This is a genomic window from Nocardiopsis sp. MG754419 (genome assembly GCF_018207095.1).
In the GTDB taxonomy this organism is placed as follows: Bacteria; Actinomycetota; Actinomycetes; order Streptosporangiales; family Streptosporangiaceae; genus Nocardiopsis.
This window is the reverse complement of sequence record NZ_QOCZ01000110.1, coordinates 1-18,255: the sequence shown is the minus strand read 5'-3', so window position 1 is coordinate 18,255 and position 18,255 is coordinate 1. Positions and strand designations below refer to the sequence as shown.

General features: G+C 70.6%; 18 protein-coding genes. 16 read left to right on the top strand and 2 right to left on the bottom strand.

The window, feature by feature from the left end; genetic code table 11:
- The 16 genes from DSY14_RS19485 to DSY14_RS19410 all read left to right on the top strand — a co-directional run.
- A partial coding sequence (locus tag DSY14_RS19485; RefSeq protein ID WP_211718032.1) for a hypothetical protein occupies positions 1-198 on the top strand: 198 nt, incomplete at its 5' end.
- Between the two features lie 110 nt (positions 199-308).
- Entirely contained in the window at positions 309-3,194 is a 2,886-nt protein-coding gene (locus DSY14_RS19480; RefSeq protein WP_211718031.1) for a DUF4040 family protein, read from the top strand.
- Complete coding sequence (locus tag DSY14_RS19475) at positions 3,191-3,499, top strand: sodium:proton antiporter (RefSeq protein ID WP_211718030.1); 309 nt, start codon at positions 3,191-3,193, stop codon at positions 3,497-3,499. The genes DSY14_RS19480 and DSY14_RS19475 overlap by 4 nt, the downstream gene beginning before the upstream one ends.
- Positions 3,496-5,013: a monovalent cation/H+ antiporter subunit D family protein gene (locus tag DSY14_RS19470; RefSeq protein ID WP_211718029.1), complete on the top strand. Its 1,518-nt coding sequence runs from the start codon at positions 3,496-3,498 to the stop codon at positions 5,011-5,013. Before DSY14_RS19475 ends, DSY14_RS19470 begins: the two co-directional genes overlap by 4 nt.
- Positions 5,010-5,387: a Na+/H+ antiporter subunit E gene (locus DSY14_RS19465; RefSeq protein ID WP_211718028.1), complete on the top strand. Its 378-nt coding sequence runs from the start codon at positions 5,010-5,012 to the stop codon at positions 5,385-5,387. Before DSY14_RS19470 ends, DSY14_RS19465 begins: the two co-directional genes overlap by 4 nt.
- Entirely contained in the window at positions 5,387-5,644 is a 258-nt protein-coding gene (locus tag DSY14_RS19460; protein ID WP_211718027.1) for a monovalent cation/H+ antiporter complex subunit F, read from the top strand. The genes DSY14_RS19465 and DSY14_RS19460 overlap by 1 nt, the downstream gene beginning before the upstream one ends.
- The gene (gene mnhG, locus DSY14_RS19455) at positions 5,641-5,997 is read left to right on the top strand and encodes a monovalent cation/H(+) antiporter subunit G (protein WP_211718026.1); all 357 of its coding nucleotides are present in this window, start codon (positions 5,641-5,643) and stop codon (positions 5,995-5,997) included. The genes DSY14_RS19460 and mnhG (DSY14_RS19455) overlap by 4 nt, the downstream gene beginning before the upstream one ends.
- Positions 5,998-6,481: 484 nt before the next feature.
- Positions 6,482-9,394, top strand: a complete 2,913-nt coding sequence (locus DSY14_RS19450) for a DUF4040 family protein (protein ID WP_211718025.1) — start codon at positions 6,482-6,484, stop codon at positions 9,392-9,394.
- Positions 9,391-9,699 carry a sodium:proton antiporter gene (locus DSY14_RS19445; RefSeq protein ID WP_211718024.1) on the top strand — a complete coding sequence of 103 codons (309 nt, stop codon included), beginning with the start codon at positions 9,391-9,393 and terminating at the stop codon, positions 9,697-9,699. Before DSY14_RS19450 ends, DSY14_RS19445 begins: the two co-directional genes overlap by 4 nt.
- A complete protein-coding gene (locus DSY14_RS19440) occupies positions 9,696-11,204 on the top strand; it encodes a monovalent cation/H+ antiporter subunit D family protein (protein WP_211718023.1) in 1,509 nt (502 codons plus the stop codon). Before DSY14_RS19445 ends, DSY14_RS19440 begins: the two co-directional genes overlap by 4 nt.
- Positions 11,201-11,602, top strand: a complete 402-nt coding sequence (locus DSY14_RS19435; protein WP_211718022.1) for a Na+/H+ antiporter subunit E — start codon at positions 11,201-11,203, stop codon at positions 11,600-11,602. The genes DSY14_RS19440 and DSY14_RS19435 overlap by 4 nt, the downstream gene beginning before the upstream one ends.
- A complete protein-coding gene (locus tag DSY14_RS19430) occupies positions 11,599-11,856 on the top strand; it encodes a monovalent cation/H+ antiporter complex subunit F (protein WP_211718021.1) in 258 nt (85 codons plus the stop codon). The genes DSY14_RS19435 and DSY14_RS19430 overlap by 4 nt, the downstream gene beginning before the upstream one ends.
- Entirely contained in the window at positions 11,853-12,242 is a 390-nt protein-coding gene (mnhG, locus tag DSY14_RS19425) for a monovalent cation/H(+) antiporter subunit G (RefSeq protein ID WP_211718020.1), read from the top strand. The genes DSY14_RS19430 and mnhG (DSY14_RS19425) overlap by 4 nt, the downstream gene beginning before the upstream one ends.
- A gap of 260 nt (positions 12,243-12,502) precedes the next feature.
- Positions 12,503-12,706, top strand: coding sequence for a cold-shock protein (locus DSY14_RS19420; RefSeq protein WP_211718019.1), 204 nt, complete (start codon positions 12,503-12,505; stop codon positions 12,704-12,706).
- A gap of 238 nt (positions 12,707-12,944) precedes the next feature.
- Complete coding sequence (locus DSY14_RS19415) at positions 12,945-14,456, top strand: DEAD/DEAH box helicase (RefSeq protein WP_211718018.1); 1,512 nt, start codon at positions 12,945-12,947, stop codon at positions 14,454-14,456.
- A 184-nt stretch (positions 14,457-14,640) separates the two neighbouring features.
- Positions 14,641-15,861, top strand: a complete 1,221-nt coding sequence (locus DSY14_RS19410; protein WP_211718017.1) for an MFS transporter — start codon at positions 14,641-14,643, stop codon at positions 15,859-15,861.
- 55 nt (positions 15,862-15,916) lie between these two features.
- Here the strand turns inward: DSY14_RS19410 and atzF are convergent, their stop codons facing one another.
- Both atzF and DSY14_RS19400 read right to left on the bottom strand, forming a co-directional pair.
- The gene (gene atzF, locus DSY14_RS19405) at positions 15,917-17,617 is read right to left on the bottom strand and encodes an allophanate hydrolase (RefSeq protein WP_211718016.1); all 1,701 of its coding nucleotides are present in this window, start codon (positions 17,615-17,617) and stop codon (positions 15,917-15,919) included.
- Positions 17,617-18,255 (bottom strand): acetyl-CoA carboxylase biotin carboxyl carrier protein subunit (locus DSY14_RS19400; protein WP_211718015.1); only part of this gene is annotated, 639 nt, incomplete at its 5' end. The genes DSY14_RS19400 and atzF, both read right to left, overlap by 1 nt.

The window sequence follows — 18,255 nt, the reverse complement described above, 5'->3', positions numbered from 1 at the left end:
CCGACCCATGCCCACGGAGCACACAGGATGATCCCTTCGGCCATCGCACCCGCGTGCCGGCTGCGTCGCAGCCGCTTCGGGGAGCGCTCCAAGCTGCCGGTCGGCAACCGACGCCCCCTCGGCACCAACGGATACACCACTTCTTGGGGCACCAACGCCCACGGCGAACTCAGCGCCTGCCCGCCGGGACGCGGCTGACGGCGGCCCGGCCGCCCTCAGGTCTTCTCCCTTCCACCCCACCGTGTGCCCACCCGCGCGAACCGTTCCGGGTGAGGCCGCACGGTGATCCGCCGTGAAAGGACAGTGGCGTGGTGCTGCTGCTTCTGCTCATCGTGCTCGCCGTGACCGTCGCGAGCACACCGTTACTGGACAGGTTCCTGGGCCGCAACGCGGGGTGGCCGATCGCCGCCGTGTTCCTCGCCCTGACCGTGCTGGTGGCCGTCCAGGCTCCCCAGGTACTGGGAGCGGGCTCCGCCCTGGAGTACTCGCGACCGTGGATGCCGAGCCTGGGCGTGGACCTGCACCTGCGTATGGACGGCCTGGGCTGGCTGTTCACGATGCTGGTGACCGGAATCGGCACGCTGATCATGGCCTACTCCACGCGGTACTTCCCGCCTGGGCGCAGGCTCGGTTTCTACTGCCTGATGAGTCTGTTCGCGTTCGCGATGACCGGTCTGGTCCTGGCCGACGACGTCGTGCTGCTCTTCGTGTTCTGGGAACTGACCACGATCGCGTCGTTCTACCTGATCGGACTGTCCGGTCTCACCGCCGACCGATCCGCCATCCGCACGTTCCTGCTCACCGCGATGGGCGGACTGGCGCTCCTGGGCGCCGTCGTGCTCTTGGTGGTGCGCACCGGTACGACGCGGCTGAGCGAGATCCTGGCGGACGAGTCCTGGACCCGGGAGCCGGTGTTCGTGTCGGTGGTCGCCCTGCTGGTGATCGTGGCCGTGTTCACCAAGTCGGCGCAGTTCCCGTTCCACTACTGGCTGCCGGACGCCATGGCCGCGAGTACCCCGGTCAGCGCCTACCTGCACGCCGCGGCCATGGTCAAGGCCGGCATCTACCTGGCGATGCGGTTCACGCCGGCGTTCGGCGACCTGCTCCTGTGGAACTCCGTACTCATCACCGCAGGTCTGGTCACCGCGTTGATGGGTGCGTTCTTCGCCCTTCAACAGACCGATCTCAAGCGACTGGCGGCCTTCTCCACGGTCAGCCAGTTGGGTCTGCTGGTGGCGGTGATCGGGGTGGGTACCCCCGAGGCGCTGGTGGCCGCGTCCGTGCACACCGTGGCGCACGCCCTGTTCAAGTCCGCCCTGTTCATGGTGGTCGGGCTGGTCGACCATCAGACCGGCACCCGTGATCTTCGCAGGTTGGGGGGCCTGCGCCACCGCATGCCGGTCACGGCCACGGTGGCCACGCTGTCCGCGCTGTCGATGGCGGGCATCCCACCACTGTTGGGCTTCATCAGCAAGGAGAACCTGTTCGAGGCGTTCCTGAACGCCCCTGGCCCGGGCTGGTCGGGTCCGTTGGCGGGGATCGTCGCGGTCGGTGCCTCGGTCTTCACCTTCGCCTACTCCTTCCGGTTCGTCCACCGGACCTTCTTCGGAGTCTCCCGGAGCGCGGAGGGGTCGCGGGAGGCCGGCGCGGAGGAGGCCGGCATCGGTTTCTGGGCACCGGCCGGCATCGCCGCGCTCGGAGGCGTGCTCCTCGGCCTGACGGTGCCGGTCCTGGACCCCCTGGTCAACGAGGTGGCGGTCAACACCACGTTCCAGACGACCGACGCCCATCTCGTGTTGTGGCACGGCGTCAACGCCGCGTTGCTCATGTCCATGACGGCGATCGGTCTGGGCTCGTTCGTGGCCTGGCGGTCCCGGGTGGGTGACGCGCTGGCCGGACACGATTTCGTCCCGGTCACCGGTGTGGGGATCTTCGAGTCCCTGTACAACGGCATCATCCGGCTGGGCAGGCGAGCGGGTGATCTCACCAGGTTCGACTCCCCGGCCTTCCACCTCGGCGCGCCGATGGTACTCATCATCGCGCTCGCCTCGGTCGTCACCGTGGTGGGCGTGGACCTGCCACCGGTGGCCGGACAGACCTCTCTGGGCCTGGACTGGTTGCTCGTGGGCCTGATGGCCGTCGCCGTCGGATCCGCCGTCATCACACGATCCCGCATGGCCGGTCTGGCCCTGGTCGGTATCGCCGGATTCACGACGGCGCTGTGGCTCTTCTTCCTGGGCGCGTTCGACGTCGCTCTCACCCAACTGCTGGTCGAGATCCTGACCGTGGTCGTGGCGGTCCTGGTCCTACGCCGTCTCCCTCGCCGCTTCCACGGCGTGCGACGGAGCCGCTCGGCGTTGACCGCCGTCATCGCCATCGCGGCCGGACTCTGCATGGGCGTGGCGGCCTTCGCCCTCACCGGACGTCGGGAGCTCTCCCCGGCCGCCGAGTACTTCCTCGGCAACGCGCCGGAGGACACCGGTGGCACCAACGTGGTGAACACGATCCTGGTGGACTACCGAGCCCTGGACACCCTGGGCGAACTCACGGTGCTGGGGGTGGCCGGACTCATCATCATCGCGGTCCTACGCTCCAGCGACCTGCTGCCCACACACGACTCACGACAGGTCACCGTCAGCCCGACCAACGCGGCCTTCGACCCGGCGGACAACACCGTGCTCATGCGTACCGTCGGTCGGTTCCTCATGCCGCTCTTGGTCCTCTGGTCGCTCTACCTCCTGTTCCGGGGCCACAACGAGCCCGGTGGAGGGTTCATCGCCGGGTTGGTGGGCGGGGCCGGATTCGCCCTCACCTACCTGGCGGCGCCCAGTGACCGGGCCGCACGGATCCGGCTGGCCTACCCGGCGATCATCGGGGCGGGTGTCATCGTCGCCGCGTTCTCCGGGTTCCTGGGCTACCTCGACGGTTCCTTCCTCAAGCCGTTGCACGCGGAGATCCCGCTGGCCTGGGGCGGCTACTTCCACTTCACCACGGCGTTCATCTTCGACATCGGCGTCTATCTCGCCGTCGTGGGCGTCCTGCTCACCGCACTCAACGAGCTCGGCCTGGAGCGTGGGCGCGGATCCACCGACGGTTCGGGTGATCCACCGGCTCCTGACCAAGGTGAGGAGTCCGTGGGCGCCCCGGACCGCTCGCCGTCCCTGGACGGCTCCACCGCTGGAGGCAAGCGATGACCCTCGCCATCACCATCGCCATCATGACCGCCGGTGGCGTCTACCTGATGCTCCAACGCGGCATGGTGCGCATCGTCCTCGGTCTGCTCCTGGTGGGGCACGCGGTCAACCTCCTCATCATGTCCGCGGGCGGGGTGTTCCGTAGGGACATGCCGTTGCTCCAGTTCGGCACGGCCCTGACCGCCGCGGATCCGCTTCCTCAGGCGTTCGTGCTGACCGCGATCGTCATCGCCTTCTCCATCGCGATCTACATGCTCACCCTCGCCGCCTCCGGCGGCGACGACGACACCGAGGGAAACCCATGATTCCCGCTCTGCTGCCCCTCTTCGTGGGCGTCCCGTTGCTCGGGGCGGGCCTACTGGTCGTGGTGCGCGGCCCGCTCTGGGTGCGCCGGGCCCTGCTCTTGGCCCCCAGCACGGCGGCGATGCTCGGCGGGGCCGGGCTGATCTGGCTCACGCGGGACGGCACCGTCTACGCGCACAACGTCGGGCTGTGGCAGGACGGCATCGCCATTCCGTTCGTCGCGGACGTGTTCAGCGCCCTCATGCTGTGGACGACGTCGTTGTTGGCCCTGGTCTGCTCACTGTTCGCGGTGGCCACCGGAGACGACCGGCAGTCCTTCTTCGCCCCACTGGTGCTGGTGCTCACGGCCGGTGTGTCCGGGGCGCTCCTCACCGCCGACATCTTCAACATGTTCGTCTTCATCGAGGTCATGCTGTTGCCCTCGTACGGACTGCTGGCGATGCTGGGTGCCCTGGGCCGACTGCGGGCCGGACGCATCTACGTCACCGTCAACCTGCTGACATCGACCATCTTCCTGGCCGGTGTGGCGCTGGTCTACGCCGCCGCGGGCACCGTGCACCTCGGCGAACTCGCCGGGGCCGCCCACGAGTCACCGATGGTCGCGGTCGGCATGGGCGTGGTCATCCTCGCCCTGTCCATCAAGGCGGCGGTCGTCCCGGTGCACGGGTGGCTGACCCGCACCTACCCGGGCGCCTCCCCGGCGATCACGGCGCTGTTCTCCGGTCTGCACACCAAGGTGGCCATCTACGCCATCTACCGGCTGTACGCGCTGGTGTTCGACGGGGACGCCAAGTTCCTGTGGATCGGCGTCGTGGCCTTCACCCTCACCATGCTCATCGGCGTCATGGGAGCCGTCGGTGAGAACACCACACGCTCCATCCTGGTGTTCCACATGATCAGCCAGATCGGCTACATCCTGTTGGGCGTGGCCCTGTTCACCGAGTTGGGGCTCATGGCGGGGATCTTCTACCTGATCCACCACATGATCGTGAAGGCCTCGCTCTTCCTCTCCACCGGAGCGATCGAGCACACCCACGGGACCGGGGCCCTGGACCGCCTCGGCGGCATCGCCAGACGCGAACCCCTCATCGGGCTGGTCTTCATGGGAGCGGCGCTCTCCCTGGCCGGTCTGCCGCCCTTCTCCGGCTTCGTCGCCAAGCTCTCCCTGGTCCTGGCGGCCGTCGAGTCCCAGCAGTGGACGGTCATGGCCGTGATGATCGCGGTCAGCCTCATCACCCTGATGTCCATGCTCAAGATCTGGGGCGGTGTGTTCTGGGGCAAGGAGCCACCCGTCGCCGAACCGGACGACACCTCCACCGCCGGCGCCAACGGTGGCTCCGTACGGACCGCCGCACCACCGAGGATCCGGACGGCCCTGATCCTCCCTGGGCTGATGCTGACCGTGGCCACGCTCTGCATCGGGCTCGGTGCCGAACTCCTGCTCGACCTCAGCGCGCAGGCCGCCGCGAACCTCTTGGACACGTCCACCTACGTCGAGGCGGTGTTGGGACGATGAACCAGCTGAAGTGGGCCCTTCGTGTGCTCTGGTTCCCCTTCTACGCGGGTGGGGAGATCATCAAGACCTCCCTTCAGGTCATGCGGGACATCATCACCCCGGGAAGCTCCTCGACCCCGGCGTTCGTGGAGGTACCGATCCGCTGCCGGACCGACTTCGAGGTGACGATGCTGGCCAACCTCATCTCCCTGACCCCGGGGACGGTCACCGTGGCCGTGCGTCACGACCCCTCCACCCTGTGGGTGCACGGGTTGTACGTGGAGGACCACGCGTCCTTCCGCGAGGAGATCCACGCCATGGAGGACCGCATCCTCGCGGTCACCCGTCCGCCCCGGCCGGCACGGCGGGCCACCGTCAAGGGAGGAAACCGCTGATGCAGGTCATCGATATCGGCCTGGCCGCGATCGTCGTCGCGATGGCCATCGCCGCCTACCGGATCCTCACCGGTCCGTCGGCGGCCGACCGCGGTGCCGCCTCCGACGTGGTCTTCTTCGGCTTCGTGGGCCTGGTCATCATGCTCGGTTTCCGCCTGGACACGGAACTGGTGGTGGACATCGTCCTGGTGTGCACCCTGGTCGGGTTCCTGGCCGCCCTCTCCCTGGCCCGACTGATCACCGGAGGTCAGCGATGAGTGTGTTGGACGTCGCCGCCGTCGCGTGCATGATCGCCGGAGCCCTCGTCTTCCTGGTCGGCGCGATCGGCCTGCTGAGGCTCCGTGACTTCTACGCACGACTGAGCGGGGTCACCGTGGCCGGTGCCCTCGGCACCGCCCTGCTGCTCTTGGGGCTGTTGCTCCACCTCCCGAGCTGGGAGAACGCCGCCAAGATCGGACTGGCCCTGCTGATCCAATTGGCGACCGCCGCCGTCGGCGGCAACGCCATCGCGCGGGCCGGTTACCTCACCGGGGTGAAACCCTCGGAAGCCACGAAGTTCGACGATCTCGCCGAGACGACGTCCGACACCGAAGGCGACAGCGCGCGCTAGCCGACGGCGCCGCTCGCGAACGGGGCCCCACCGCTGAGGGGAGGGCGGGGCCCCGTTCGCGTGCGCCCGCCATACCCGAGGAGCGGGCGATAAACATCCTCACGCCATTCGTGTCCATTACCACGATCGCTTTGATCGGCTTTTCAACTTTCACCCCGCCTTGTTAGGGTCGACGACCACTGGCTTCACAGGCGACCCATGGGTCGCCGACGGAGGGAGGTCGCCGTCAGCGGTGCCCTCCCCACGCCTCCGGTATCGACCACGACACCCAGGCGACGTCGTCCGCTGCGGACGACGCCTTCTGGCCAGGGGGTCCACAGGGGTCGACCGTGGGCGCGATCGACGGCACCGCACCGTCATCGCGGAAAATCCACGACAACATGCATAACCGAATAAAAAAAGAAGACGACGAAAGGACGCCATCGTCGTTCCCTCGGCGCTGTGTCGGCTAGGGAGCGGCCGGAAAGTGTGAAATGACGGTGACGTGGTACTTCTGATACTGCTTCTGTTCCTCGCCGCCGCCGTGGTCGTGACGTTCCCTCTCGACCGCCTCCTCGGACGCGACGCCGGATGGCCGCTCGCGCTGGTGCTGCTGGCACTGGCCGGTGTGGTCCTGGCCCTGGCTCCGCAGGTGCTCGGCGAAGGACGCACGATCGAGTTCGTCCGACCCTGGATGCCCACCATCGGGGTCGAGCTACGCCTGCGCATGGACGGCATCGGCTGGTTGTTCACCCTGCTGGTCACGGGCGTCGGCGCGCTCATCCTGGCCTACTCGACCCGCTACTTCCCGCGCGGCCCGCGCCTGGGCTTCTACGCCCTCATGACCCTGTTCGCGTTCGCGATGACGGGACTGGTCCTGGCCGACGACGTCGTGCTGCTCTTCGTGTTCTGGGAGCTCACGACCATCGCCTCGTTCTACCTGATCGGCCTGTCCGGACCCGCCGGCAGCCGCCCGGCGATCCGCACGTTCCTGCTCACCGTGGTGGGCGGGCTGGCGCTGATGACGGCCGTGGTCCTCATGGCCCTGAAGGTCGGGACCACACGACTGAGCGTGATCCTGGCCGACCCGGTGTGGGGCGAGGACCCCACCTTCGCGTCGGTGGTGGCGCTCCTGGTGATCCTGGCGGCCTTCACCAAGTCCGCGCAGTTCCCCTTCCACTACTGGCTGCCGGACGCCATGGCGGCGAGTACCCCGGTCAGCGCCTACCTGCACGCCGCGGCCATGGTCAAGGCCGGGATCTTCCTGCTGATGCGGTTCACGCCGGCCTTCGGCGCGCTCCCGGTGTGGAACCTCACGCTCCTCACCTTCGGTCTGGTCACCGCGGTGATCGGTGCGGTGTTCGCGCTCCAACAGCACGACCTCAAGGAACTGGCGGCGTACTCGACCGTGAGTCAGCTGGGGCTGTTGGTGGCCGTGATCGGAGTGGGCACGGAGGCGGCGCTGGTGGCGGCCGCGGTGCACACCTTCGCGCACGCTCTGTTCAAGGCCGCGCTGTTCATGGTGGTGGGGGTGGTCGACCACCAGGCGGGCACCCGCGACCTGCGTGAACTCGGGGGGCTACGGCGCCGCATGCCGGTCACCGCGACCGTGGCGACGCTGGCCGGGCTGTCCATGGCGGGCATCCCGCCGCTGCTGGGCTTCGTCAGCAAGGAGAACGTCTTCAAGGGGTTGCTGGAGGCACCCGGACCCGGGTGGATCGCTCCCCTGGCCGGGACGGTCGCCGTGCTCGCCTCGGTGTTCACCTTCGCCTACACGTACCGGTTCGTGCACGGGGCCTTCTGGGGCTCCCCGCGCGCCCCGCAGGACGACGTCGTCGAGGCGGTCCCCGGGTTCGTGGGGCCGGCGGCCCTCGCCGCCGGGCTGGGCCTGGCGCTCGGTCCGGCGGTCTCCACGCTGAACCCCATGGCCGAGCGGGCCGCCGCCGACGCCGTCGGGGCCGAGGACGCCAAGGCCGAACTGACCCTGTGGCACGGGTTGTCGGTGGACCTGTTCATGTCGCTGGCCGCGATCGCGCTGGGGGCGCTCCTGGTGTGGTGGACCGCCTCCGGTGAACGACTGGCCGGACGTCGGCTCTTCCCGGTACGGGGTGTCACGATCTTCGAGGCTCTGCGGTCGGGGATCATCCGGCTGGGCCGCCGCACCGGCGACCTCACCCGCTCCGACGCTCCCCCGCGCCACCTGGTCGTGCCGATCCTGCTGGTCGCGGCCCTGGCGGCCGCGGTCCTGGTCATCGGGCCGGACGTCCCCGGTCTGTACGGCGACCCCTCCGGCCCGCTCGACTGGTTGCTGGTCACCCTGGCCGTGACCTCCGTGTGCGGCGCCGTCGTGACCGGTTCCCGCACGGCCGGCCTGGTCATGGTCGGTGTCGCCGGGTTCACCACGGCGCTGTGGCTGTTCCTGCTCGGCGCCTTCGACGTGGCGCTCACCCAGCTCGTGGTGGAGATCCTCACCGTGGTCATCGCCGCCCTGGTGCTGCGCCGGCTGCCCCGGCGCTTCCACCGGATCCCCCGGCCCCGGGCCGTGGTCACCGGCGCGATCGCCATCGTGGCGGGGGCGTCGGCGGCGCTCGGTGCCTACTTCCTCACCGGACGCCGGGAGCCCTCGGAGGTGTCGCGGTACTTCCTCGACAACTCCGAGGAGGACACCGGGGGCACCAACGTGGTCAACACGATCCTGGTGGACTACCGGGCCCTGGACACCCTGGGCGAACTGGTGGTGCTGGGCGTGGCCGGACTCATCATCATCGCCGTGCTGAACTCCAGCGGACTGCTGCCGGCGCACAGCGACCGCACGCTGGCCGTCGGCCCCTCCAGCGCCGCCTACGACGCCGACGACAACACCCTGGTGATGCGCGCGGCCACCTACGTCCTCCTGCCGCTGATCGTGTTCTGGTCGCTGCTGCTGTTCGTGCGCGGACACACCGACGTCGGCGGTGGTTTCATCGCCGGTCTGGTGGGCGGGGCCGGTTTCGCCCTGATGTACCTGGCGGCGCCCAGCGCGTCCGTGGCGAGGATCAGCCTGGCCTATCCGAGGATCATCGGCAGCGGCGTGATCATCGCCGTCGCCTCGGGCCTGCTCGGCTACCTGGACGGGGCGTTCCTGCGTCCACTGCACGGCTACGTGACGCTGCCGCTGCTCGGCGAACAGCACCTGACGACCGCGCTGCTGTTCGACGTCGGTGTGTACCTGGCGGTGGTCGGCGTGGTCCTGACCGCCCTCAACCAGTTGGGGGTGGAGGGCTCCCTGCCCGGGGAGTCCACCGGCGGCACCATGGCGCCCACCGAGGACCAGCCGCCGACGAACGATGACGACCCACCCGGGCGGCGCGAGGGGCCGCCCGACGAGGCGGAGGCACCCGCCGACCGGATCCACGTCGACGACGGAGGTGTGCGATGACCCTGGCCATCACCATCGGTGTCCTCGTGGCGGGGGCCGTCTTCCTCATGCTCCAACGGGGCATGGTGCGGATCATCCTCGGCTTCGTGCTGCTGGGCCACGCCGCGAACCTCCTGCTCATGGCGGCGGGCGGCACCTACCTGCGGGCCCAGCCCCTGCTGGGGTACACCGCGGCGGACGAGGCCTCCGACCCACTGCCCCAGGCGTTCGTGCTCACCGCGATCGTCATCGCCTTCTCGATCACGATCTACATGCTCACCCTCGCGGCGACCGGCCGTGACGACGACACGGAGGACGCCTCGTGAACACCGCCCTCCTCTCGCTCCTGATCGCCATGCCCCTGGCGGTCGCGGGGATCCTGGTGCTGCTGCGGGTGCCGCGTCCGCTGGACCGGGTGCTGTTGCTCGCCCCCGGGACGGTCACCCTCGCGGTGAGCACCTGGCTGCTGTGGCTGGTGCGCGACGGCGCGGTGCTGGCCCACAACGTGGCGTTGTGGCCGGGCGGGATCGCCATCCCCTTGGTCGTGGACGCCTTCAGCGCCCTCATGCTGTGGGCCACCTCCCTGCTGGTGGTGGTGTGCGCGGCCTTCGCGATCGCCGTGGGCGACGACCGGGCCTCCTACTTCGGCCCACTGGTCCTGGTGCTGTCCGCCGGTGTGGCGGGTGCGTTGATGACCGCGGACGTGTTCAACATGTTCGTGTTCATCGAGGTCATGCTGTTGCCCGCCTACGGTCTGCTCGCCATGCTCGGCGGGCGAGGGCGGATCCGGGCCGGGCGGGTGTACGTCACCCTGAACCTGCTCACCTCCACCATCTTCCTGTCCGGTGTGGCCCTGGTGTACGGGTCGGCCGGCACGGTGAACCTGGCCGCGCTGGCCGGGGCCGCGTCGGAGTCGCCCGCGGTGGCCGTGGGCGCCGGGGTGGTCATCCTCGCCCTGTGCGTGAAGGCCGCGGTGGTGCCGGTGCACGGCTGGCTGACCCGCGCCTACACCGGTACCTCGGTGGCGGTGACCGCCCTGTTCTCCGGGCTGCACACCAAGGTGGCCATCTACGCCATCTACCGGCTGTACGCGGTGGTGTTCGACGGCGACGCGCGGTTCCTGTGGATCGGCGTCCTGGCGTTCTCGCTGACCATGGCGATCGGGGTGCTCGGCGCCGTGGGCGAGGACACCACGCGCTCCATCCTGGTGTTCCACATGATCAGCCAGATCGGCTACATCCTGCTGGGCGTGGCCCTGTTCACGCAGCTGGGCCTGATGGCCGGGATCTTCTACCTCATCCACCACATGTTCGTGAAGGCGTCGCTGTTCCTGTCGACCGGAGCGATCGAGCACACCCACGGGACCGGGGCCCTGGACCGTCTCGGCGGCATCGCCCGGCGCGAACCCCTGCTGGCGCTCGTGTTCATGGCCGGTGCGCTGTCCCTGGCGGGGCTGCCGCCCTTCTCCGGGTTCGTCGCCAAGCTGACCCTGGTGGCGGGCGCGCTGGAGGCCGGGCAGTGGGCCGCGGCGGCCACCGCGGTGGTGGTCAGCGTCGTCACCCTGCTGTCCATGCTGAAGATCTGGGGCGGCGCCTTCTGGGGCACCCCGCCCGAGGAGCGCGCCGACCAGGACACCGGTGAGCACGCCGGTGGCGGCGTGGCGGTCCAGGACCCGCCCCGGGTGCGCCCGGCCCTGCTGATGCCCGGTCTGGTGTTGGCCGTGACCACCCTGGCCCTCGGTCTGGGCGCCCAGGTCCTGCTGGACCTCAGCGCCCAGGCGGCGGCGCACCTGCTGGACCCGTCCACCTACGTCGAGGCGGTGCTGCGATGACCCCGAGAACCTTCCTGACCTGGATCCTGGGGATGTTCTGGCTCCCCCTGTACATGGCCTACGACCTCGTGGCCGGGTCGCTTCGGGTGACCCGCGACATCCTTCGGCCGCAGGGCGACATCACCCCGGCCTTCGTCGAGGTGCCCCTGCGCTGCCGCAGCGACTTCGAGATCAGTCTCATGTCCAACCTGGTGTCGCTGTCCCCGGGCACCATCACGGTGGCCACGCGGCAGAACCCGGCGACCGTGTGGGTGCACGCGATGTACGCCCACGACCACCGGTCGGTGCTGGACTACGTCCACACGATGGAGGACCAGGTCCTGCGGGCGACCCGCCCCGACGGGGTGCCGACCCGGCCCGGGGACCTGGAACGCGACGAGAGGGGGCGACGACGATGATCCTGATCGACCTGGCCCTGGGCGCGATCGTCATCGCGATGGTGCTGTCGGTGTACCGGATCCTGCGCGGCCCGAGCGGCGCGGACCGGGGCGCCGGCTCCGACATGATCTTCTTCGGGTTCGTGAGCCTGGTGGCCCTGTTGGGTGTGCGCCTGGGCACGTCCCTGCTGGTGGACATCGTGCTGTTGGCCACCCTGGTGGGCTTCCTGGCCGCGGTGTCCCTGGCCCGGCTGACCGCGGGAGGCAAGCGATGAGCGAGCTGTTGGAGGACGTCGGCGACGTCCTGATGTTCCTCGGCGCGGTCGTGTTCCTGGTGGGCGCCGTGGGGGTGATCCGCCTCCCCGACGTGTACTCGCGGCTGAGCGCGGTGACGATCGCCGGTGCCCTGGGCACGGGCACCGTGATCATCGGCCTGTTCCTGAACCAACCGTCGGTGGGCAGCGCGTTCACGCTGGGGTTGGCCCTGCTGATCCAGTTGGCCACCACGGCGGTCGGCGGGGCGGCGATGGCCCGCGCCGGATACCTGACCGGCGCGCCGCGCAACGAACACACCCGGTTCGACGACCTGGAGGCCGAGGGGGAACAGGAGACCGCTCCGGAGCGTCACCCCGGCCACTCCCGGCCGGACGACGACGCCTGACCTCGGGTGGGACGCACGAGGTAGCGGGGGCGAGGCCGTTTCTGCACGGGCTCCCCTCGCTCCCCCGCGATCCACCGCGGATTGCACTGTGCGCGGCGACACGGCGGACCCCTCCGGCGAGGTACTGAACGTGTGCTAGGTTGAGCGGAGTTGCAGTAGTGTGACCCGCTGAAATCTTTATCTTTTTCGGGTGTGCACCGCGGTGACGGGGAAATCGTCACACGCGGTTTTCTTTATGCTCCCGAACGAGAGGAATACCCATGGCGACCGGCACGGTCAAGTGGTTCAACAGCGAAAAGGGCTTCGGCTTCATCGAGCAGGACGGCGGCGGTCCCGACGTCTTCGCGCACTACTCCGCCATTCAGGCCAACGGCTACCGCGAGCTCGCGGAGGGCCAGGCCGTGGAGTTCGATGTGACCCAGGGCACCAAGGGTCTTCAGGCTGACAACATCACCCTGATCTGAGAGAGCTGAGGCTCTTTCCCAGGCAGGGGCCGGCCCTCTGGGCCCAGGCCCCTGCCTTTTCTTTTTCTGACCGGTTGTTCTCGCCGTCGCGTCTCGATCGGCACCGGTCGTCGGCCACGCCCCGGATTCTCCGTGCGGGCAGTGCACATCGCAGTATTATCCCGGCGCCGCCGGTGCTCAGCGTCGAGGTCATCGAGGATCTCACCGCCCGGCACGGGTCGTCGGTGGAAGGTCTCACATGAACCACACGTCCCGTTCCAACACCCGGCGTCCTCGCCCTTCGGGTGGCTACGGGCGCCAGCGCCCGCGCGACTCCTTCGGCGGCCCCCGACAGGGCGGTCCCCGAGGCCGCTCGAACGGCGGACGCCCCTCCGGTGAGTTCGCGCTCCCGGTCACCGTCACCCCGGGCCTGGACCCGGTGGAGGCGTTCCAGGACCTGGAGATGCCCGCGCCGCTGAAGTCGACCCTGGCACGCCAGGGTCTGACCACCCCGTCGGCGATCCAGGCCGCGACCCTGCCGAACTCGCTCGCCGGCCGCGACGTCCTGGGCCGCAGCCGGACCGGCTCGGGCAAGACGCTGGCCTTCGGCCTGGCCCTGCTCGCCCGTCTCGACGGCCGTGACGCCGAGCCCCACCACCCCCTGGCGGTGGTGCTCGCCCCGACCCGTGAGCTCGCCCAGCAGGTCACCGAATCACTCATGCCCTACGCCCGCTCGGTGCGGGTGCGCATGACCACCGTGGTGGGCGGCATGCCCATCCACCGCCAGGCACGCGCCCTGCGTCAGGGCGTGGACCTGGTCGTGGCCACCCCGGGCCGCCTCATCGATCTGATGGAGCGCGGCGACTGCGTCCTGGACCAGGTGGAGGCCACCGTCCTGGACGAGGCCGACCAGATGACCGACATGGGCTTCATGCCGCAGGTCACCAGGATCCTCCAGGAGGTCCCCGGCGACGGCCAGCGTCTGCTGTTCTCGGCGACCCTGGACCGCAACGTGGACCAGCTGGTCCGCCGGTTCCTCGACGACCCGGTGGTGCACTCGGTCGACCCCTCCGAGGGCGCCGTCACCACGATGGAACACCACCTGATGCACGTGTCCCACGCCGACAAGCAGGCCACGGCGACCCGGATCGCCGCCCGCGACGGCCGGGTCATCATGTTCCTGGACACCAAGCACGCCGTGGACCGGATGGCCCGCCAGCTGCTGGAGAGCGGCGTCCGGGCGGCACCGCTGCACGGTGGCCGGTCGCAGTCCCAGCGCACCCGCACCCTCAAGCAGTTCAAGGAGGGCACGGTCACCGCGCTGATCGCCACCAACGTGGCGGCGCGCGGGATCCACGTGGACGACCTCGACCTCGTGGTCAACGTGGACCCGCCCACCGACCACAAGGACTACTTGCACCGCGGCGGCCGTACCGCCCGCGCGGGACAGTCCGGCAACGTGGTCACCCTGGTACTGCCCAGCCAGCGTCGCGGCATGGCGCGCATGATGCAGCAGGCGCGGATCGACGCCCGCAGCACCCAGGTGCACGCCGAGGACCCCGAGCTCGCCCGGGTGACCGGCGCGCAGGAGCCCTCCGGCGTCCCGGTGGTCCTGCCCCGGGAGCGTGAGGACCAGCCCCGTCGTGGTCCGCGCCGTGGGGGTCACGGTGGGTATCGCGGTGGGAACGGCCAGGGGGGCCAGGGCGGCCACCGGAGCCGTCGCCCGCGTCGCGCGCCGTCGGGAGCGGCGCCCCAGCGCGCCGCCGACTAGAGGTGTTCCTTCCGGGTCTCCGCAGGCGCGGAGGCCCGGGGGCACGAAGGGCTCTGTTCCCACCGAGGTGGGAACAGAGCCCTTCGTCATGGTCCCTTCCGGGAAGGACACGGAGGCGCTAGCCTGCCCTGGACGTCGTCATCCGCTCATCCGATGCCTCACCCGCGCCCCCATGCGAGGCCCCATGCGCACCACCGACACCGTTCGTTCCGGTTCCCAGGCCGTCCTGGTCCTCACCGCCCTGTTCCTGGTCGCCGCCTGTCTGCGACCGGCGTTGACCTCGGTCGGGGCCGTCCTGGAACAGATCGGGGACACCACCGGGCTGTCCGCGCCGGAGCTGGGCCTGTTGGGCGCACTGCCCCTGTTGGGCTTCGCCGTCGTCTCCCCGCTGGTCCACGGCCCGGCGGCCCGTTGGGGCGTGGACCGGCTGGTGCTGGTGGCGATGGTCGTGCTGTGCGCGGGGATCGTCATCCGGTCGCTGCCGCCGCTGCCCGCGCTGTGGATCGGCACCGCGATGATCGGGGCGTCCGTGGCCGTGGGCAACGTGCTGGTGCCCGCCATCATCCGACGCGACCAGCCCTCCCGCATCCCGCTGTTGACCGGGGTCAACACCGCGGTGATGAACTCCTCCGCCGCCCTGGCGGCGGGCCTGGCGGTTCCCGTGTCCTTCCTCCTGGGGAGCTGGCGCCCCGCACTGGGCGTGTGGGCGGGACTGGTGGCGGTGGCCGTGCTGGTGTGGGCCGTGCGCATGCGCCGACTGCCCACCCCCGAACCGATGGGCGCGGTGGCGCGGGCCTCGGACGCACCCGAACGGTCGGTGTGGGCCTCCGCCCGGGCCTGGCAGGTCACCCTGTTCATGGGCCTGCAGTCCACCACCTTCTTCACGCTCATCAACTGGCTGCCCACCGTGGAGGCCTCGCGGGGCGTCAGCCCGACCACGGCCGGCTGGCACCTGTTCGGCTTCCAGGTGGCGGGCATCGTCGCCGGCCTGGCCGTCACCACGCTCATGGGTCGCCGGGCCGAGCAGCGCCCGGCGTGCCTGGTGGTGAGCGTCGCGATGGTGGTGGCCATGGTGGGCCTGGTGTGGGCGCCGGGTTGGGGTCTGCTGTGGATCCTCATGGCCGGGGCGAGCACCGGCGGGGCGATCGTGGTGGCGTTGGCGCTCATCGCGCTGCGCGGCGGCACCCACCAGCGGACCGTCCGCCTGTCCGGCATGGCCCAGTCCATGGGCTACCTGCTGGCGGCCGGCGGGCCGGTGGCCGCGGGCGCCCTCGGGCAGGCCGTGGGCGCGTGGGAGCCGGTCCTGCTGCTGGTGGGCGCCCTCGCCCTGGCGCAGACCGGTGTCGCGTTGTTCGCCGGCCGCCCGGACCGCACCTCCGCCGAGCGGGAGCACGCCGACCGGTGAGGGCCCCGGGGGATCCCGCCGCCGGGGGACGGACGGCGGGACCCGGTCGGTGGGGTCAGCCCAGGGACTTCCTGTAGGCGAGCCAACCGCCGTGGCCGGTGATGTCCTGCGCGCCCTCGACGGCCGCGGCGTCACAGCCGAAGCCGACCACCGTGCGCCCGTCCGCGAGGGTCACCGCACCCAGCGACATGGGGGCGGGCAGACCGGCCAGGAACGCGCCCAGACCGGCCCGGGAGATCAGCCACACCTCACAGCGGATCGCCGCCCCGTCCCGCGCCACGCGTTGGAGCCCGGGTTTGGGCGGCACGGTGTCCAGGGCGTACAGCCGATACTCCGCGCCGGTCTCGGTGTCCTCCAGGAAGCGTGCGCCCAGGTCGGTGAGCTGGTGCGCGAGCGGCTGACCGCGCAGGTGGGCGCCGAACACCGCCAGCTCGACCACGTCGGACGGGTGGACCCGGCCGGGTTCCCGGTCGGTGAGGAGCCCGGCCAGGTCCAGGGCCACCTGGTCCTCGAAGGCGCCCGTGACCACGCTGACCCCGAACGTGCGGCCGTCGGCGGTCCCGGCGGGGACGGCGACCGCGGCCAGGTCGAGCAGGTTGACGAAGTTGGTGTAGGTGCCCAGACGCGAGTTCACGCCCACCGGGTCGGCGGCCACCTCCGCCAGGGTCGGGTGCCCCACCGTGGTGGGCACCAGCAGCCCGTCGCACCCGTCCAGCAGCTCCCGCGCGGTCGCCCTGTAGGCGGCCAGGCGGTGTTGGTCGGTGGCCAGCGCCGGGGCGGACAGGTCGGCGGCGGCCAGGATGATCCCGGCGACGGTGGGGTCGGTGCCCTCGTCCTCACGGTGCGCCGCCAGGAACGCCCCCACGGCGGCGTGCCGCTCGGCGACCAGGGCGCCGTCGTAGAGCAGCCGGGCGGCCTCCAACAGCGGGGCGATGTCGACCTCCTCCACCGCGACCCCGGCGGCGACCAGCCTGGCGGCAGCGGCGCGGAAGGCGTCCCGTTCGGCGTCGGAGAGCGGGGCGAGCCCGGTGGCGTCCGGGACCGCCACCCGGGCCGGATCCCGGGGCGCCAGACGCACGTCCGCAGGCCAGGCGCGACCGTTCGGGTCCCGGGGGTCCGGGCCGGCCATCACCCGCAGCGCCCGCGCCGCGGTGGCCTGGTCCGCGGCGAACACCGTGACGGAGTCGTAGGGAGCGGCGGCCGGGACCACACCGGCGTTGGGGACCAGCCCCAGCGTCGGTTTGAGTCCGACGATGCCGTGCAGCGCGGCGGGCACCCGCCCCGAACCGGCGGTGTCGGTGCCCAGCGCCACGTCCGCGATGCCCATGGCCACCGCGACCGCCGACCCCGAGCTGGACCCCCCGGAGACCCGCTCGGGGTCCAGGGCGTTGCGGACCGCGCCGTAGGGACTGCGGGTCCCCACCAGTCCGGTGGCGAACTGGTCCAGGTTGGTCTTGCCGAGCACCAGCGCGCCCGCCGACACCAACCGTTCCACCGCCGTGGCGCTCACCTTCGGGGTGTACGCGTAGCGGGGGTGGCCGGCGGTGGTGGGCAGCCCCACGACGTCGATGTTGTCCTTGACCGCGACGAGCACACCGGCCAGGGGCGGCTCCTCCCCCGAGGCCAGGCGCTCCTCCAACGCCTCGGCCTCCATCGCGACCTCCTGTTCGGGTCGCAGGGTGATCCAGACCTCCGGCCGGTCGACCTCGGCGATCCGTGCGTAGGCGGCGGCGACGCGTTCACTGGGGGTGGGCATCAGGCGGACTCTCCTTCGGTGATGACGACCATGGCGCTCCCGGGTTCGAGGTGCTGTCCCGGGGCGACGAGGATGTCGGAGATGATGCCCCCTCGGGGCGCCCGGACCACCACCTCCAGCTTCATGGCCTCCAGACGCACCACGGGGTCACCCTCCGCCACGGTCTGCCCGGGTTCGACGTCCACCTTCCACACGCTCGCGGACAGCGGCGCCTCCACCGGCGAGGCTCCGGGAGGCAGGTCGAACGCCGCCGCCGTCACGGGTGCGGGTTCGGGGCGGTCCTCGAACTCCCCGGCCTCCTCCCAGCGCTCCCGCTCGGCCTCGAACGCGGCGTCCCTGCGGGTCTCGAACTCCCGGATGGAGTCGGCGTTCTCGGCCAGGAAACGCTCGTGGTCGGCGAGCACGAACTCGCCGTCGGCGACCTCCAGCGTGTGCCGCCCTGCGAGCAGGTCGGCCCGGATGTCCAACAGTTCCTCCCGCTCCACCGGGTACCAGGAGATCCGGTCGAAGAACCTCAGCAGCCAGGGGGTGCCGGGTGCGAACGCGCCGTACTGGCGCAGCCCCGACCAGATCGGCACGGTACGACCGATGAGCTGGTAGCCGCCGGGACTCTCCATGCCGTACACGCACAGGTAGGC

Coding starts and splice junctions, on each gene's coding strand:
- DSY14_RS19415 (WP_211718018.1), top strand. CDS start 12,945: ATGAACCACACGTCCCGTTCCAACACCCGGCGTCCTCGCCCTTCGGGT.
- atzF (WP_211718016.1), bottom strand. CDS start 17,617: ATGCCCACCCCCAGTGAACGCGTCGCCGCCGCCTACGCACGGATCGCC.
- mnhG (WP_211718026.1), top strand. CDS start 5,641: ATGAGTGTGTTGGACGTCGCCGCCGTCGCGTGCATGATCGCCGGAGCC.
- DSY14_RS19460 (WP_211718027.1), top strand. CDS start 5,387: ATGCAGGTCATCGATATCGGCCTGGCCGCGATCGTCGTCGCGATGGCC.
- DSY14_RS19475 (WP_211718030.1), top strand. CDS start 3,191: ATGACCCTCGCCATCACCATCGCCATCATGACCGCCGGTGGCGTCTAC.
- DSY14_RS19465 (WP_211718028.1), top strand. CDS start 5,010: ATGAACCAGCTGAAGTGGGCCCTTCGTGTGCTCTGGTTCCCCTTCTAC.
- DSY14_RS19470 (WP_211718029.1), top strand. CDS start 3,496: ATGATTCCCGCTCTGCTGCCCCTCTTCGTGGGCGTCCCGTTGCTCGGG.
- DSY14_RS19430 (WP_211718021.1), top strand. CDS start 11,599: ATGATCCTGATCGACCTGGCCCTGGGCGCGATCGTCATCGCGATGGTG.
- DSY14_RS19420 (WP_211718019.1), top strand. CDS start 12,503: ATGGCGACCGGCACGGTCAAGTGGTTCAACAGCGAAAAGGGCTTCGGC.
- DSY14_RS19410 (WP_211718017.1), top strand. CDS start 14,641: ATGCGCACCACCGACACCGTTCGTTCCGGTTCCCAGGCCGTCCTGGTC.
- DSY14_RS19435 (WP_211718022.1), top strand. CDS start 11,201: ATGACCCCGAGAACCTTCCTGACCTGGATCCTGGGGATGTTCTGGCTC.
- mnhG (WP_211718020.1), top strand. CDS start 11,853: ATGAGCGAGCTGTTGGAGGACGTCGGCGACGTCCTGATGTTCCTCGGC.
- DSY14_RS19445 (WP_211718024.1), top strand. CDS start 9,391: ATGACCCTGGCCATCACCATCGGTGTCCTCGTGGCGGGGGCCGTCTTC.